This is a genomic window from Paenibacillus medicaginis (assembly GCF_042138635.1).
GTDB lineage: Bacteria > Bacillota > Bacilli > Paenibacillales > Paenibacillaceae > Paenibacillus > Paenibacillus medicaginis.
In genome coordinates this window covers 103327-121003 of sequence record NZ_JBHIRY010000003.1, presented here as the reverse complement: position 1 = coordinate 121003, position 17677 = coordinate 103327, and the positions used below count along the sequence as shown (strand labels likewise).

General features: G+C 51.4%; 14 protein-coding genes. All 14 read left to right on the top strand.

The features are described from left to right. Positions 1–27: 27 nt before the first annotated feature. Positions 28–2127: a polyribonucleotide nucleotidyltransferase gene (gene pnp, locus ACE5LO_RS04655; RefSeq protein ID WP_375518884.1), complete on the top strand. Its 2100-nt coding sequence runs from the start codon at positions 28–30 to the stop codon at positions 2125–2127. Positions 2128–2280: 153 nt separating this feature from the next. Then, the gene (locus ACE5LO_RS04650; protein ID WP_375518883.1) at positions 2281–3270 is read left to right on the top strand and encodes a polysaccharide deacetylase family protein; all 990 of its coding nucleotides are present in this window, start codon (positions 2281–2283) and stop codon (positions 3268–3270) included. Between the two features lie 83 nt (positions 3271–3353). Beyond that, on the top strand, positions 3354–4619 hold the full coding sequence (locus tag ACE5LO_RS04645) for a M16 family metallopeptidase (protein ID WP_375354437.1): 1266 nt from the start codon (positions 3354–3356) through the stop codon (positions 4617–4619). Continuing rightward, on the top strand, positions 4597–5046 hold the full coding sequence (gene dut / locus ACE5LO_RS04640; protein ID WP_375518882.1) for a dUTP diphosphatase: 450 nt from the start codon (positions 4597–4599) through the stop codon (positions 5044–5046). The genes ACE5LO_RS04645 and dut overlap by 23 nt, the downstream gene beginning before the upstream one ends. A gap of 354 nt (positions 5047–5400) precedes the next feature. Next, positions 5401–6300: a dipicolinate synthase subunit DpsA gene (gene dpsA, locus ACE5LO_RS04635; protein WP_375518881.1), complete on the top strand. Its 900-nt coding sequence runs from the start codon at positions 5401–5403 to the stop codon at positions 6298–6300. Beyond that, positions 6297–6893, top strand: coding sequence for a dipicolinate synthase subunit B (locus tag ACE5LO_RS04630; protein ID WP_375354443.1), 597 nt, complete (start codon positions 6297–6299; stop codon positions 6891–6893). Before dpsA ends, ACE5LO_RS04630 begins: the two co-directional genes overlap by 4 nt. A gap of 186 nt (positions 6894–7079) precedes the next feature. Beyond that, positions 7080–8297, top strand: a complete 1218-nt coding sequence (gene dapG, locus ACE5LO_RS04625) for an aspartate kinase (protein WP_375518880.1) — start codon at positions 7080–7082, stop codon at positions 8295–8297. Positions 8298–8326: 29 nt separating this feature from the next. Further along, positions 8327–9190: a 4-hydroxy-tetrahydrodipicolinate synthase gene (gene dapA / locus ACE5LO_RS04620; RefSeq protein WP_375518879.1), complete on the top strand. Its 864-nt coding sequence runs from the start codon at positions 8327–8329 to the stop codon at positions 9188–9190. 269 nt (positions 9191–9459) lie between these two features. Then, complete coding sequence (locus ACE5LO_RS04615) at positions 9460–11139, top strand: ribonuclease J (protein WP_375518878.1); 1680 nt, start codon at positions 9460–9462, stop codon at positions 11137–11139. 340 nt (positions 11140–11479) lie between these two features. Continuing rightward, positions 11480–12301 (top strand): ClpP family protease, encoded by an 822-nt coding sequence (locus tag ACE5LO_RS04610; protein WP_375518877.1) that lies wholly within the window; start codon positions 11480–11482, stop codon positions 12299–12301. After that, positions 12298–12507 (top strand): YlzJ-like family protein, encoded by a 210-nt coding sequence (locus ACE5LO_RS04605; protein ID WP_375518876.1) that lies wholly within the window; start codon positions 12298–12300, stop codon positions 12505–12507. Before ACE5LO_RS04610 ends, ACE5LO_RS04605 begins: the two co-directional genes overlap by 4 nt. A gap of 99 nt (positions 12508–12606) precedes the next feature. Then, positions 12607–15243 carry an FtsK/SpoIIIE family DNA translocase gene (locus tag ACE5LO_RS04600; protein WP_375519033.1) on the top strand — a complete coding sequence of 879 codons (2637 nt, stop codon included), beginning with the start codon at positions 12607–12609 and terminating at the stop codon, positions 15241–15243. 158 nt (positions 15244–15401) lie between these two features. Then, the gene (sleB, locus tag ACE5LO_RS04595) at positions 15402–16262 is read left to right on the top strand and encodes a spore cortex-lytic enzyme (RefSeq protein WP_375519032.1); all 861 of its coding nucleotides are present in this window, start codon (positions 15402–15404) and stop codon (positions 16260–16262) included. A 132-nt stretch (positions 16263–16394) separates the two neighbouring features. Next, positions 16395–17675, top strand: coding sequence for an EF-P 5-aminopentanol modification-associated protein YfmF (gene yfmF / locus ACE5LO_RS04590; RefSeq protein WP_375518875.1), 1281 nt, complete (start codon positions 16395–16397; stop codon positions 17673–17675). Positions 17676–17677: the final 2 nt, after the last annotated feature.

The window sequence follows — 17677 nt, the reverse complement described above, 5'->3', positions numbered from 1 at the left end:
TACAGGTGTAAAGAATGGAGGGATACCATGGAACAACGTGTAGAAATGCAGCTTGGCGGCAGAAAGCTCGTTCTTGAAACGGGCAGACTGGCCAAGCAAGCCAATGCAGCAGTAATGGTACGCTACGGCGAGACCGCGGTGCTTTGTACCGTTACAGCATCAAGCGAACCGAAGGATTTGGATTTTTTTCCGTTAACCGTCAATTATGAGGAAAGATTATATGCTGTCGGTAAAATTCCAGGAGGTTTCATCAAGCGTGAGGGAAGACCAAGCGAGAAGGCGATTCTTGCCAGCCGTCTGACGGACCGTCCGATACGGCCGCTGTTCCCGGAAGGTTTCCGCAATGATGTTCAGGTCCTGGACCTTGTGATGAGTGTCGATCAGGACTGTGAGCCGCAGATCGCGGCCATGATTGGCACGTCGGCAGCGCTGAGTATTTCGGATGTGCCGTTTAACGGTCCGATCGGCGGTGTTGCAGTCGGCCGGGTGAACGGTCAATTTATCATCAACCCAACCATTGAGCAGCAGGAGATAAGCGATTTGTATCTGGTTGTGGCGGGTACAAAAGATGCGATCATGATGGTGGAAGCCGAGGCGAATGAGGTTCCTGAAGAGACGATGCTGGAAGCGATCATGTTCGGACATGATGAAATCAAGAACATTGTCGCGACGATTGAAGAGCTGGTGAAGATTGCCGGCAAGGAAAAAATGCAGGTCAAGCTGCATGCCGTGGACGAAACGGTCAACAAGGAAGTGCGTGAGTATGCCGCAGCCCGTTTGCTGGAAGCGGTAAAAATCGAAGAAAAGCATGCACGCCAGAACGCGATTGATGCCATCAACGAAGAGACAGTTGCTCATTTTGAAGAGAAGTACATGGATACGCCGGAGCTTCTGAAGGATGTCAACGAAGTTCTCTATGATATCGTTAAGGAAGAAGTACGCCGTTTAATTACCCATGACAAGATTCGTCCGGACGGCCGCAAGCTGGATGAAATCCGTCCGATTGAGAGTGATACCGGCCTCCTGCCACGGACGCACGGCTCCGGTTTGTTTACACGTGGACAGACACAGGCGTTGAGCGTTTGTACGCTGGGAGCCCTTGGTGATGTGCAAATTCTGGACGGCATTTCATTGGAAGAGTCGAAACGCTTTATGCACCATTATAATTTCCCGCCTTTCAGCGTGGGCGAGGCGCGTCCTTTGCGTGCTCCAGGCAGACGTGAAATCGGGCATGGTGCGCTTGGCGAGCGTGCATTGGCCAAAGTCATCCCGTCGGAATCCGAATTCCCTTATACGATCCGTCTCGTATCCGAGGTGCTTGAATCGAACGGGTCTACATCGCAGGCGAGCATTTGCGCAAGTACGCTGGCCATGATGGATGCGGGTGTTCCGATCAAGGCACCGGTGGCGGGTGTGGCGATGGGATTGATCAAGGATAAAGATCATGTATCCATTCTGACAGATATCCAGGGCATGGAGGATCATCTGGGAGATATGGACTTTAAAGTGGCCGGTACTGCTGAAGGAGTAACCGCTATTCAAATGGACATCAAGATCGACGGCATTGACCGCAACATTCTGCATGACGCTCTGACCCAGGCCAGAGAAGGGCGGATGTTCATTCTGAATAAAATGATGGAAGCGATCAAAGAGCCAAGAAAGCAGCTTTCACCATATGCACCGAAAATCATTACAATGTATATCAACCCGGATAAAATCCGTGATGTCATCGGTGCAGGCGGCAAGATCATCAACAAGATCATCGAAGAAACCGGCGTGAAAATTGATATCGAGCAGGATGGCCGTGTATTTATCGCTTCGTCCAATCCGGAAATGAACGAGAAAGCACGCTCCATTATTGAAGGAATCGTAAGAGAGGTTGTTATCGGCGAAATCTATGTCGGAACCGTTAAACGTATCGAAAAATTCGGCGCATTCGTAGAAATTTTGCCAGGCAAAGACGGACTGGTTCATATTTCACAGCTGTCCGCCGAACGGGTTGGCAAAGTGGAAGACGTGGTGGCGATCGGCGATACGATCACGGTTAAAGTTACCGAAATCGATCAGCAGGGCCGGGTTAACCTGTCCCGCAAAGCCGTATTGACCGCAGAGCAGCCGGCCAAGTAGCAACAACGCTTCATACTCATCAAAGAATCTGTAAAAGAGACAGAGCAATTTTCTGGCTCTTTTTTAATACATATGCAAGCAGGAAACCATAGAGGTATAAAACCTGTCCGGCGCTCATAGGATGTGGACAAACGCGCTGGAAGGATGAATGGGATGAAAAAGGCGAAAATAGCCGCCGCTGCCTTGGTGAGCGCCGCTCTGGTTCTGTGGATTGGTCAAATCGGCGGTATCCGTGAATATGTGCAGGAGGTCCGCAACCAGTGGGAAGAAGAGATTGCAGTAGAAGTGTGGGGACCTGCGACAGCAGGCGAGCAGCTTATGGAGATCATAAAGCTTGAGGCCGAGCGACGTAAACAGGCCCCGATTGATGCGAAGGTTGACCATGTCTGGAAGGCGGTTCCCGGGTACAACGGGGTAGAAGTAGACATAGAAGCCACCTACCGGAGGGCCGCTGCCACTCCGGGTATGCCTGTAAAATACATATATAAGCAAATTCCACCGCAGGTATCGCTTGATGATCTGGGTCATCACCCGATTTACCGCGGCAACCCGTCCAAACCGATGGCTGCCTTCATGATCAACGTTGCCTGGGGCAATGAATACATCGGTCCTATGCTCGAAACTTTGGATCGGGAGCATGTCAAGGCCACTTTTTTCCTGGACGGAAGCTGGTTGAAGAAAAATCCGGATATCGCCAAGGAAATTCAGAAGAGAGGGCACGAAATTTCGAATCATGCCTATTCCCACCCGAACATGAGCCGGCTCAGCCGGGAACGAGCACAACAGGAGATTTCGAAAACGGAGGCTTTGCTCAAGGAAACACTTGGCGTTCAGAATAAGTGGTTTGCTCCTCCTTCCGGGGATTATGATCAACAGACCGTTGAAATCGCCGCAAGCCTGGGATTGAAGACTGTTTTATGGACACTGGACACAGTGGATTGGAAAAAACCGGACCCTGCTTCCATCGTGCGCAAAATTGAAGCCGGTGTTGGACCTGGCTCACTCATCCTGATGCATCCAACCCAATCTTCGGCTGAGGCATTGGCCGATATGATCAAGGCTGTACGCAGCAAAGGACTGACACCCGGCACGGTCAGCCAGACACTTTCGTCGGAGCGGATCCTTGACGAAGCGGTTGAGTAGTCTTCCTTTTTCTGTTACGATGAACATTATGGCGTTAGATGCATCATGGCACAGGCAAGTTTAAGTTTAAGGGGGCCAACTTAGTGAAATTGATACAGCTGAACAACGGCCTTAGAGTGGTCATGGAAAAAATCCCGAACGTACGCTCTGTTTCCTTCGGAATCTGGGTCAAGACCGGATCGCGGCATGAGGACGAAACCAGCAGCGGCATATCCCATTTTATCGAGCACATGCTTTTTAAAGGCACGGACCGCTTCAGCGCAAAGGATATTGCGGAGGAGTTTGATGCCATCGGCGGAAACGTCAATGCATTTACTTCCAGGGAATACACATGTTATTATGCCAAGGTGCTTGACGAACATTTGCCGATCGCGGTAGATGTGCTGTCAGATATGTTTTTTAATTCAAAGCTGGACCCGGAGGAGCTCGCAAGAGAGAAAAACGTCATCCTTGAGGAAATATCCATGTACGAGGATACCCCTGATGACATGGTGCATGATCTGGTTTCCAGAGCGGCGTACGGGAGCCATCCCTTGGCCTATCCGATTCTCGGCTCGGAGGAGCGCCTGCAGGCCATGGACAGTGACCAACTCCGCGGTTATATGAAACAGCATTATACCGTTGAAAATACAGTAATCAGCCTGGCCGGAAATATCGGTGATGATGTGGTCGAGTTGCTGGAGAAGCACTTTGGCCACTTTGACAATCATGGTCAGCCTTCGAAGCTGGAAGTTCCTGCTTTTGCAGGACAGTTCCTGTTTCACGAAAAAAGCACGGAGCAAAACCATATCTGCCTGTCATTCCCGGGATGTGCCACGGGCGAGCCGCTGCAATATGCCATGATTTTGCTGAATAATACACTTGGCGGAGGCATGAGCTCCAGACTGTTCCAGGAAATCCGTGAAAAACGCGGGCTTGCATACTCCGTGTATTCCTATCATAGCTCCCATGCAGACAGCGGTATGCTCACCATCTACGCGGGGACGGCGCCAAAGCAGACGAAGGATGTACTTGAGCTGACCCAGGAGCTGCTGCATGACGCCGCAGTGAAAGGGCTGACATCCACAGAGCTCAGCAAGGGCAAGGAGCAGCTTAAAGGAAGTCTGATTTTGAGCCTGGAGAGTACGGGCAGCCGGATGAACAGAAACGGGAAGAATGAACTGATGCTGGGCCGCCATTATACGCTGGATGAAATGATCCGGAATATTGAGCAGGTCACGATGGATGATGTCCAGGCCGTGCTGGACCGTATGTTCGCCCAACCTTTCGCCGTCGCCATGGTCGGGTCTTCGGACGCGGCAGTTACAGGATTGAGGAGGGACCAGTTTGTCTTATTACGTGGAAATTAACAAGCTTGCGGGCAATGAAGATATTGAATTGCCCTGCAGAATGTCGGAGCTTGCTTCCGGATTCGATTTATATGCTGCAGTAACAGAGGATGTCGTACTGGAGCCCGGTAAGCGTGGCCTGATTCCGACCGGATTTGCGCTTGCCATGCCTGCCGGACTGGAGGCGCAAATTCGCCCCCGCAGCGGTTTGGCCTACAAGCACGGGATTACGTGTCTGAACACGCCCGGCACGATTGACGCTGATTACCGCGGCGAAGTCAAGGTACTCCTAATTAATTTAGGGGAGGAGCCATTTACCATCGTGCGGAACGAACGGATCGCCCAAATGGTGTTCCAGGAGGTGCCCCGGGTCGAACTGAAGCAGGTCGAAGAATTATCTGAAACGGTTCGTGGATCGGGAGGTTTTGGACATACAGGCCGACAATAGGCCTGAAAGCAATAATTCTGGAATCTTAAAGTGCGAGTTCAAAAAGTCAGGTTTTCAGCACCGAGAAGGTTGAATGAAGCCAGGGACTGAGGAGCGGAGCGTACGTTTTGGTACGTGAGCACCTGAAATGTTTCCGTAGGAAACATGCTTCGGAAGCATTTGCTTAGGCCCGGCTGAATTCAAGATTCGATGTCGAGTCCGCTTCCTGATTGACTTCGTGATCAAAAGATGACTTTTTGAACTACCTCTTAAGAGAACCGCCCGTTATGGGCGGTTTTTTGCGCTCTCTATCACCCTTTCCGGGTAAACGCATAATATGAACCATACCGTGTCTGGAAAAGGAGTGAACACCAGATGCTCACAGGAATTCGGGTTTTGGTTATTGGTGGAGATGCCCGACAGCTGCAGGTACTGAGAAAATGTGCCGATTTGGGCGCTTCTGTGCATGCAGTGGGATTTGAACGCATTCCGGAGAAGATTCCCGGCGTGTCTTTTGTGCCGCTGGGAGAAGAAGTTCTGGAATCAGCGGATGCTCTCATATTGCCGGTTGTAGGCTGTGATGATGAAGGAAAGGTAAACGCGTTATTTGCAGAGGAACCGCTGCAATTGCTGGATGAGCACGTTTCCGTGCTACCGGGGCACTGTACAATTTACACCGGAATGGCTAAGCCGTATTTGCACAATTTGAGCGAGAAATATGGTCTGAAGCTGGTTGAGCTCCTGAATCGGGACGATATTGCCATTCATAACTCGATTCCTACGGCCGAGGGGGCCGTCATGATGGCGATCCAGCATACGGAAATTACAATTCATAGGTCCAAATGCATCGTGCTCGGTATGGGACGTACCGGGTTTACATTGGCTAAAACTCTGCAGGGGCTTGGGGCTGACGTAAAGATCGGAATTCGCTGGAAGGATGAAGGGGCACGTGCTGCCGTGATGGGCTGGAAGCCTTTTGAGACAAGGGATTTGGCGGATGAGGTGAGCGATATTGACTTGCTTTTTAATACGATACCCACTATGATTATCACAGCGCAAATCCTGTCCCGAATGCCTCGGAGTGCCGTCATTATTGACCTGGCCTCCGCTCCCGGTGGATGTGATTTCTCAAGTGCGGAGAAGATTGGAATCAAGGCTGTTCTTGCCCCTTCACTTCCCGGCATCGTAGCTCCCAAAACCGCAGGTATGATTATGGCGGACGCATTGGTTCAGCAGCTTTTGCAAGATAATCCGAACCGGGAGGAAGGCATATGAACTGGAGGGGCAAGACAGTAGGTTATGCGATAACGGGCTCACATTGTACCTTTGAGGAAGTGATGCCCGTCGTTCAGCGTTTTGTAGATGAAGGCGCGCGGGTTGTTCCGATTATTTCAGGTTCGGTGTTGACGACGGATACACGTTTCGGCAGCTCGCAAAATTGGCAAAAACAGTTGAAAGATATAACAGGGAATGATATCATTTCTACAATTGTCGAGGCTGAACCGCTTGGACCATCACGTATGCTGGATGTCCTTGTTATTGCGCCATGCACGGGCAATACGACCAGCAAGCTGGCCAACGCCATGACGGACAGTCCCGTGCTGATGGCTGCCAAAGCACAGCTTCGGAACGGCCGTCCGCTGGTGCTTGCCATTTCAACCAATGACGGTCTTGGACTGAATGCGGCGAATATCGCTAAGCTGCTTGTGGCCAAATCCGTTTATTTTGTGCCATTCGGGCAGGACAATCCGGAACAGAAACCCAACTCGCTAGTGGCTCAGATGGAGCTGATTCCCGAGGCATGTTATGCAGCCCTGGAGGGCAGACAGCTCCAGCCCATGATCATTCAGCGACATCATACCATGTAATTGTCTGGCGGGCCTCCGGCTGCTGATGCAGCCGGAGGCTTTCAGAATATATGGTAATTCGCTGCAGCGGCAAAGGGAAAAAGAAGTAGATTGAGCAAGCAACGGAAAAAATACAGCATGAGATTGTTTGACAGGAACGGATATTGATAAGCCCGTTCCTGAGGTGCACATGGTGGAGGAGAAATTATGGGGATTTTAGTACAGAAATACGGGGGAACTTCGCTTTCCACACCAGAAGCCAGAAGTCTGGTCATCGGTCACATCAAGAGGGAGCTGAAGAATAACTTTCAGCTTGTAGTGGTTGTATCGGCCATGGGCCGCAAGGGTGAACCGTATGCAACGGATACGCTGCTCGATTGGGCGGCAAGTAACGGAGACGGTCTGCCTGACCGTGAGCGGGATCTGCTGATGTGTTGCGGAGAGATTATTTCTGCAGCCACGCTCTGCGGCCTGCTTGAGCGGGAAGGAATTTCCGCTACGGTATTGACTGGAGCACAGGCAGGCTTTATAACCGACAGCCAGTTCGGGAATGCAAGAATTTTGGACATCAAGCCTGCACGTATTCTGGAGGAACTCGGGCGGGACCGTGTTGTGATCGTAACCGGCTTTCAGGGCCAGACGGAAAACGGAGATTTCACGACACTTGGCAGGGGCGGGAGCGATACATCAGCTACTGCGTTAGGGGCCGCCCTCCATGCGGAAATGGTCGATATTTATACGGACGTTAACGGAATTTTAACCGCAGATCCAAGAATTGTGGAAGATGCCAAACCGCTCACTTATGTCAGCTACACGGAAATTTGCAATATGGCGCACCACGGAGCGAAAGTAATCCACCCACGAGCCGTGGAAATTGCCATGCAGGCGACCATTCCTGTGCGGGTACGTTCGACCTTTTCCGAGAATGAAGGTACATTGGTGACGCATCCGGAAGGCTTTAAGGATGTTCAGTCAGGTGTGGTCGACCGGTACGTGACAGGCATCGCCTACGTTGGAAATGTGACCCAGATAACTGTTGAGTCAGAGGAAGCGAATCATCATCCGCAGTTAAAGGTATTCAAGGCGATGGCCGCAAGCGGGATCAGCGTTGATTTTATTAATGTGACTCCAACAGGCGCGGTATACACGGTCAGTGACAGTGAAGCCCCCAAAGCGGCTAAAATATTGCGGGAAATGGGCCTGAGCCCAAAGATGATCTCTGGCTGCGCGAAGGTATCGGTGATCGGGGGCGGCATCAACGGTGTGCCCGGCATTATGGCGACGATTGTCGAGGCTTTGGCGGAGGCCAACATTCAGATTCTGCAGTCTGCCGACTCCAACACAACCATTTGGGTTTTGGTCAAAAAAGAGGATATGGTGCAGGCGCTGCGCGCGCTTCATGCCAAATTCGAACTACACCGTTAACCGGGCATGGGGCTATGAAAGGAGGCAGCATGATGGGTTTTGGAAGATTGATCACAGCAATGATTACACCATTCGACGAGCAAGGCGAGATCAATTGGGATGCGACATCTGATTTGATTGATTATTTAATCGAGGAGCAAAAATCCGACTCTCTCGTTGTATCGGGGACGACCGGCGAATCCCCGACACTTAGCGATGAGGAAAAAATCAATTTGTTTTCTTTTGTAGTGGAGAAGGTGGCGGGGCGCTGCAAAATTATCGCAGGCACGGGCAGCAACAACACGCGCCATTCCATTCATTTAACCAAGGAGGCCGAGCGTGTGGGCGCGGACGGCGTTCTGCTTGTAGTTCCTTATTACAACAAGCCGAACCAGGAGGGCATGTACAGACACTTCGAGGCGATTGCCCGCTCTTCTTCCCTGCCTGTTATGCTTTATAATGTGCCGGGAAGAACGGCAGCAAGCCTGACGGCAGAGACTACGCTGCGTTTGGCCCAAATCAGGAATATTGTGGCAACCAAGGAATGCGCTTCACTGGAGCAGGTCACACAGATAGCAGCTGCCGCACCTGGCGGCTTCAAGGTATATTCCGGTGACGATGCCTCGGGCCTTCCAGCCATGGCTGTAGGCGCTTATGGGATCGTCAGTGTAGCCAGCCATGTGGTTGGCTCGGAAATGAAGCGGATGATTGAAGCCTTTACGGGCGGGCACCCTGATCGGGCAGCAGCTCTGCATCAATCGCTTTTTCCCGTGTTTAAAGGCCTGTTCACATGCCCGAATCCAGTGGCTGTCAAATATGCATTGGAACTGAAGGGAATTGCCGCCGGTTCTGTCCGTCTTCCGCTTGTGGCGCCAACGGAACAGGAAGCAGACTTCATTCGCTCCCTGTTTTGAAAAATAATTTGATTAGGGCAAGGCAGAAGCGTTTCCGATGAGGAACGCTTTTTTTGTTTTGCTCGAACGAGCACGGTTAAAGGGAGTAAACGGCCTGCGTTCATGGTTTTTTGCAAAACGGGAAACCTAACTGCAAAGAAGAGGGTGACTTGTGTTTTCGCTTTTTGATCATGTATAATGGGGTCAAGTGACTGGGTGCGGTATTTTTTTGAAAAATAAATAACAAATTAAGGTACGACGTCCAACTACCATAGGAGGTTTAGATTCATTTGTCTAAAAAAGCCAACAACGATAAATTGATGATTTTCGCTTTGGGCGGCGTCGGAGAAATCGGGAAAAACATGTATGTCATCCAATATGCCAACGACATTGTTGTCGTGGATTCGGGACTGAAATTTCCTGAGGAAGATATGCTCGGAATCGATATCGTCATTCCTGATATTTCCTACCTTACGGAGAACCGTGACAAAGTGAGAGGCATTGTGCTGACACATGGCCATGAAGACCATATCGGCGGTCTGCCGTATGTGCTCAAGCACCTGAACGTTCCCGTTTACGGGACGAAGCTGACCTTGGGGCTTGTGGAGAACAAGCTGAAGGAGGCGAATTTGCTCGGGGAGACGAAGCGGATCATCATCAACGCCGACTCTGAGATCAAACTGGGTTCGACCCTGAAAGCATCATTTTTCAGCACAAATCACAGTATTCCGGATTCGGTTGGTGTTTGCATCGATACACCGGAAGGTGCTGTTGTTCATACGGGCGACTTCAAGTTTGACCATACTCCAGTCAATGGTCAATACGCGGATTTGCAGCGGATGGCCGAGATTGGAAGCAGGGGGGTGTTAGCGCTTTTATCAGATAGCACCAATGCCGAGAAGCCTGGCTTCACACCTTCGGAGAAAAGTGTAGGCATCGTGCTTGAGGATATTTGCCGTAAATCCCGCCAGCGGGTTGTAGTTGCAACCTTTGCTTCCAACGTGCACCGGATTCAGCAAGTGGTGAACGCCGCCGAGAAGACTGGCCGCAAGGTGGCTGTGATCGGACGCAGCATGGTGAATGTCGTTGGTATCGCCCATGATCTCGGATATTTGCAAATCCCGGACGGCATGCTGATTGAGCCTGAGGAAGTCGGCAAAATGGCCGCCGATCGGGTCGTTATACTGTGCACCGGCAGCCAAGGGGAGCCGATGTCAGCGCTGACACGCATGGCCCGCTCCACCCACCGCAAGGTGGATATTCTGCCTGGAGATACGGTTATCATTGCCGCAACTCCTGTACCGGGCAACGAGAAATATGTCGGTCGTACAATCGACGAGCTGTTCCGTTTAGGTGCGGAGGTTTATTATAGCGGAGCGAATTCAGGCGTGCACGTGTCCGGTCATGGCAGTCAGGAAGAGCTCAAGCTGATGCTCAACCTGATGAAGCCGCAATTTTTCATTCCAATTCACGGTGAATACAGAATGCAGCGCAGACATGCTCTGCTGGCTGAGTCGGTTGGCGTGGATCATGACAACATTTTTATTACGGATATCGGCGATGTTGTCGAAATTCAGAACGGTGCCGCGCGCAAAGCAGGAAAAGTGACGGCAGGCAATGTGCTGATTGACGGATTGGGAGTCGGCGACGTAGGCAATATTGTGCTGCGTGACCGGAAACTCCTGTCACAGGACGGAATTCTCGTCGTTGTCGTTACGCTCAGCAAGCAGGATGGCACCATTGTGTCCGGTCCTGATATCATCTCCCGCGGTTTCGTGTATGTCCGCGAATCTGAAGGGTTGCTGGATGAGGCCAACCGCATCGTTTCCAGTACTTTACAGAAACTGATGAGTGAGAATGTAAATGAATGGGCTTCGCTTAAAACCAATGTCAAAGATGCGCTGGGCCGTTTCCTGTATGAGCAGACCCGACGCAGACCGATGATTTTGCCGATTATTATGGAAGTGTAATTCTATAGTCGCATAAGGCACACAGTCGCCTCTCTCTGCTGAAATATTGGACGGTTTCCGCAGAGGGAGGCTTTTTTTGTTTTGATAGTATAAAATCTTCCATTTCAATACCATACTATTCGTTATAAGTGTGTGTTCAAAAAGTCAGGTTTTCAGCACCGAGAAGGTTGGATGAAGCAAGGGACTGAGGAGCGGAGCGTACTTGGGGTACGTGAGCACCGGAAGGCCCGGCTGAATTCAAGATTCGATGTCGAGTCCGCTTCCTGACTTACTTCGTGATCAAAAGATGACTTTTTGAACTACTTCTATAGCGCATTTATTAATGAAGGGATGGGTTAATATGGTATCTTATGGCGGTAATACGGAAGGGGAAGCGGAAGAGCACCCCCCCCAAACCGGAGATAAAAAAATGTCCCAGGTTGTAGAAAGTATACAGCAACTCGGACAGACTGGAGTACCTGCTGCGGAATCCAATATTTTTTGCATGACCATTATCGGACAAATTGAAGGGCATTTTATCCTGCCTCCACAAAACAAGACGACCAAGTATGAGCATATCATCCCCCAGTTGGTAGCCGCGGAGCAAAATCCCCGTATAGAAGGACTGCTGCTGGTGCTGAACACGGTTGGAGGCGATGTGGAAGCAGGCTTGGCCATAGCGGAGATGATCGCTTCCCTGACCAAACCGACCGTAACGGTAGTCATCGGCGGCGGTCACAGCATCGGTGTGCCCATCGCAGTATCGGCGTCTTACTCGCTCATTGCGGAAAGCGCCACAATGACCATCCATCCGATCCGGATGAGTGGTCTGGTGATCGGGGTACCGCAGACCTTCGAATATATGGAGAAAATGCAGGAACGGGTTGTGCGGTTTGTGACCAGTCATTCCCGCATCTCGGAGCAGCATTTCAAAGAACTGATGTTCAAGACAGGAGAGCTAAACCGTGATATCGGTACTGCTGTGGGAGGTCATGATGCTGTCAAATACGGGCTCATGGATGCGGTTGGCGGCATCGGAGATGCGTTGACCTATCTGAATAAAACCATCATCGAAAGACGGCGCAAGGCGCCGCAGGAAGTGATGCCTTCCCTGCATGGCGGCGCAGTGCAAGGGCATTCCGGAGCGGCGGCTCCTGCACAGCAAGGAGGACTGACCCAATGACGCACTATTCTATTGTGCCGATGGAAATGGTGCTTGAGGGCTTGTGGAAAGAAGCAGCCCCGCTGCAGGAAGTCAGGGCGGAGGGGTGCCTGATCCAGGTAAGAGCCGAGGGGGAGAGAAAAGGGACCATCGTAAGGCTGCTGGATTGTTCTCTCGATGCTTACTTGAACCCGAAACTGGCTCCTGGTACCGAGATTGAGTGGTAATCCATCTATCCAAGCAGGCAGGAAAGCAAGATGCTTGTCGAAAAAGAACATATGTGCGGATACGAGTGGACGTGGTATAATATTCTTCTGGGGGTGACCATGATGGCCAGAAGACGCAAGAAGAAGAAAACGACACTGGGGAGCGTCCTGAAATACGAAATATACGGCATTGTTCTGATTACACTTTCAGTTATCGCCCTGTCCGGTGAAGCGGCGGTCGGCCGCTCATTATCCAAGATGTTCGGTCTTGTGCTGGGCAAGTTTTACTTTGTCATACCCCTGATCGGCATTTTTTACGGTTTGATGGTAATGATACACCGGAAGTGGCCGAACAAATGGAATGGCCGCAAGAGCGGGTTGCTTTTATTCGTGCTTACATTAACACTAATGAGCACCATTTCCTCCATGGAACAGCGGCTTGGCCCGATCGGAGCGCTGCAGCCGGGGAATGTGATGAATCAAATACATATTGATTTGCGGGACGAGCTGTTTGCTGCGGATGAAGATCAGCATTCCATGCTGAATAAGGAGATCAGCGGCGGATATGTTGGAGCTATGGAGCTGATGATCCTGCTCTGGCTGTTCGGGCTGATGGGAGCCAAGCTCATTATGCTTGTCATGTTTGTGATCAGCTTTATGCTTGTTACGCAGCTTTCTTATGTGGATTTGGGACGTATTCTGCGCACCAAGGTGCTGAAAACAGGCAGCAGCCTGCAGCGCAAGTGGGAGGCAAGAAAGTCCCCGATCCCGGTTGCGGAAAGCGGCAGAAGCAGAAAGGGTAAGCCTGTGCCTCTTCCGGAAGACGAGGAGGAGCTGGACGACGATTATGAAGAGCTGCCATCACTGCCCAAGCGGAAGCAGCCATTGTTCTTTCAGTTATTCGGTTCCAGCAAAGCTCCGGCGGATGCTCATATGACGGAAGACAAAACGGAAGGAGAAACGGCGTTTAATTCATTGGCGTATGAAGACCGGTACGATGACGTGGAAGGAGATGGACATTCATCCCCTTTTATTGCTGCTGAACCTGCAGTGACGGAGATGAGAAGCTCGCCGATCATCAGGGATTTCCTTGAGCATGTCCGCACGGAAGAAAGCGTGGAGCCATACGACAGGGAAGAGGAGAACAGCCTCCCGCCGCTTGCGGATGCTGAAGCGGACACGTCCCTTTTTGCCGGAGTGGGAGCAGGAGAAGAGAAGGACGAAACAATAGAGGCACAGGCGAACAGTACGCCAGCAACCGAAGCCGGCGAAGGTCTGTCGGACGGCGGATCGGCCCCTCAGACATCGGCTTCGCCGCCTCTGCCGCCTCCGAAGCCTTACAAGCTGCCTCCATTCAAGCTCCTTTCCAAACCGCAAGGCGCAGGCAAGGGAGGCGGACAGAAGGACTACATGCAGACAGCGCGCAAGCTTGAGGCTACATTGGAAAGCTTCGGTGTACGGGCCAAGGTGCTTGAAGTTGTTCGTGGCCCTGCCGTAACCCGTTACGAGATCCAGCCGGACATCGGGGTTAAGGTAAGCCGCATTGTAAGCCTGACTGATGACATTGCGTTGGCCCTGGCAGCCAAGGATATTCGGATGGAGGCGCCGATTCCGGGAAAGTCCGCTATCGGCATAGAGGTTCCGAACAGTGAGGTATCGGTGGTGACCATGCGCGAGGTGATGGAAACTCCGGTGTTTCAGGAGTCGGAGGCCAAGCTGTCCATTGCGTTTGGCAGAGATATCGCGGGGCAGACCATTATCGGCAATCTGGCCAAAATGCCCCATTTGCTTGTAGCAGGGGCAACCGGTTCAGGTAAATCGGTATGCATCAACGGTATTATTACCAGTATTTTGTATAAAGCCAAACCTGATGAAGTTAAATTTTTGATGGTCGATCCCAAAATGGTGGAGCTGAATGTCTATAATGGCATTCCTCATCTGCTGGCACCTGTCGTGACCGATCCGAAGCGGGCTTCGCTGGCTTTGAAGAAAATTGTCGTGGAGATGGAGAAGCGTTATGAGCTCTTCTCCAAATCGGGAACGAGGAACGTAGAAGGCTACAACCTTCTGATGAAAGACAATCCGGCGGCTGTACTTCCGTATATTGTAGTTATTGTGGACGAGCTTGCCGACCTGATGATGGTGGCCGCCGGCGATGTGGAAGATGCCATAGCCCGTTTGGCTCAAATGGCCCGCGCCGCCGGCATCCATCTGATCATTGCCACACAGCGCCCGTCGGTTGACGTCATTACAGGTGTGATCAAGGCCAATATTCCATCGCGAATCGCGTTTGGTGTTTCGTCTCAGGTCGACTCCCGTACCATTCTGGATATGGGCGGAGCAGAGAAGCTGCTGGGACGCGGGGATATGCTGTTCATGCCGATGGGGGCTTCCAAGCCGGTTCGTGTACAGGGGGCATTTTTGAGCGACCAGGAAGTCGAGAACATCGTGACCTATGTCCGCAATCAGGCGGAAGCCCAGTATGATGACACACTAGTGCCGGAAGTCGAGGAGAACGCAGCCGAATCGGATGATACACTAGATGAGCTGTACGACCAGGCTGTGAGCATCATTCTTGAGGCGAAACAGGCGTCTGTATCCCTGCTCCAGCGCCGCATGCGCATCGGATACACCAGGGCCGCCCGCCTGATCGATTCTATGGAAGCACGCGGTGTGATCGGCCCTTATGAGGGAAGCAAGCCGCGGGAGGTTCTGATGTCCCTTGAGCAGTATCAGCAAAATAAAATCAGTTCCTGAGGGGAACGTGGCCGGCCGTTCAAGCGATTAGCTTGAACGGCTCTTTTGTCACTCAAAACCTTGCAGTGGGTCCAGGGCGGTGTGAATAGTCAGGCTTCTCCCTTGTCATAATAAGCGTAGCCATCCTGTTCATCCCACAAAGAAAGGTAGAGCGAATGATGAAAAAGACAGCCCTATGGATATGTACGGGTGTACTGGCAGTTACGGCCGTAATATATGCAGCCTTTCTTGAGTCCGGTGAAAAACGGAGCGGCAACCAGCCCCCGCAGCAAACTGAGACTCATGAAGCGGAACCTGCTGAAGCGGTCTTCAGCAGTAAGCCGATTGCCTCCGGCTCTTACGGTCAGGATGTCTATGAACTGCAAAGCCGTTTGAAATTGCTTGGCTTTTATTATGGAAAGGTAGACAGTCAATTTGGAAGTAAAACTTTAAGGTCGGTAAAATGGTTTCAAGGCGAATTCGGCATAAAACCCGACGGCGTCGTCGGCCCTAAAACAAAATTGAAGCTGGTGAATGCCACCGGGCATTGGAAGCCGACTGAAACGCCTCTGCACAAGCAAGGCACCAAACGGCAGGCGTCGAGCAATGGCGGGGCAAGGGATGGGGTAAAGGCAACCTCAACAGCCGAAGTTGTTTCTCTCAGCCCTGGCAGAGCGAACGGCCTGTCCGAAAACGAGCTGAAAATGATGGCGAACGCCGTTTACGGGGAGGCGCGCGGCGAGCCGTTTGAAGGGCAGGTTGCTGTTGCAGCGGTTATTCTGAACCGTGTGAAATCACCCAGTTTTCCTAATACACCGTCAGGTGTAATCTTTCAGCCGGGGGCGTTTACAGCAGTGGCTGACGGTCAAATCTGGCTGACGCCGAATCCGCAGGCCCGTAAGGCAGTCCAGCAGGCATTGAACGGCTGGGACCCATCAGGCGGATGCCTCTATTATTTCAATCCAAAGACGGCAACCTCCAAATGGATATGGACACGTCCACAGGTGAAGACGATTGGGGAGCACATTTTCTGTATGTAGCCTTGCCAATGAAAACCGGCAACCGGAGCTTGTCTCCGGTTGCTTCTTGCCTTTTTGATCGTTTACAATAAAAATTGGCACAGATTGCCGTTCGTGAAGGAATTAAAATGACGTCGCAAAGGAGTTTTGGACTTGATAAAAACAGGATTTGAGCGCGGCAGCCGGCGGCAGCTGCGTATTCACGTGATGCCGACCAAACGCTTTAAGACGTATGCAATATCGCTCTACGCTGGAATTCCTTTGCAGGAGACCACCGTTTCAAGTGTGGCTTTGACCCCGTTTGTACTGAGACGCGGAACGGCTTCCTATCCGGAAACCATCCAATTCAGGGAGCAGCTTGAGCAAATGTATGGAGCCGGCTTCGGGTTCGATATATATAAAAGAGGAGATTACCAAATCGTCCAGTTCCGGATGGATACCATTAATGACAGCTTCGTAAGCAGCACGGACAGCTTGCTCGACAGATCTTTTTCGTTTCTCGGGGAAGTGCTGACGCGTCCGGTCATGGAGAATGGCGCTTTCCGCGGGACTTATGTACAGCAGGAAAGGGAAAATGTGCGCAAAAAGCTGGAGGCGATCGTTAACGACAAAATCCGCTATGCAGGTGAACGCTGTGTAGAGGAAATGTTCAAAAATGAGCCTTTCCGCCTTCATCCGCTCGGACAGCGCTCCGATCTGGATGCGATCGGTCCGGACAGCCTCTACAAGGCTTACGAAGATTGGCTTGCAAACACCAGCATGGATCTGTATGTGGTAGGGGACACGTCTCTGGAAGAGGTAGAAGGGCTTGTAGACCGTTATTTCAACCTTGATCGCTCTTCTGCGGCACAGTACAGAAGGGCTGATGTCTCTGCACAGCCTCGTGATGTTCAGACCGTTGTTGAGCGCCTTGATGTAAATCAGGGGAAGCTGAATATGGGCTTCAGAACCTCGATTACCTACAGCGACGATCAATATGCCTCTGCGCTGATGTATAACGGCATCCTTGGCGGTTACCCGCATTCCAAGCTGTTTGTGAACGTAAGGGAGAAGGCGAGCCTTGCTTATTATGCTTCTTCCCGTTACGACGGACATAAAGGTCTTGCCACCATTCAGTCCGGAATTGAAATTCCCAATTACGAACAGGCCGTAAGCATTATCCGTCAGCAGCTTGACGATATGCGCAAGGGCAGCATCAGTGAGCTGGAAATGAGCCAGACGAAAGCCATGATCCGCAATCTGCTTAAAGAGATGCAGGATTCCGCGTTCGAAATGATTGCGTTTGACTTTAACAGAGAGCTTTCCGGCAAAGAAAGAACAGCTGAGCAATTGCTTGAGCAGGTAGAGGCGGTATCCATCAAGGACGTTCAGGAAGCGGCACAGACTTTTAACCTGGATACCATTTATTTCTTGAGAGATCAGAAGGAGGAGTAGTC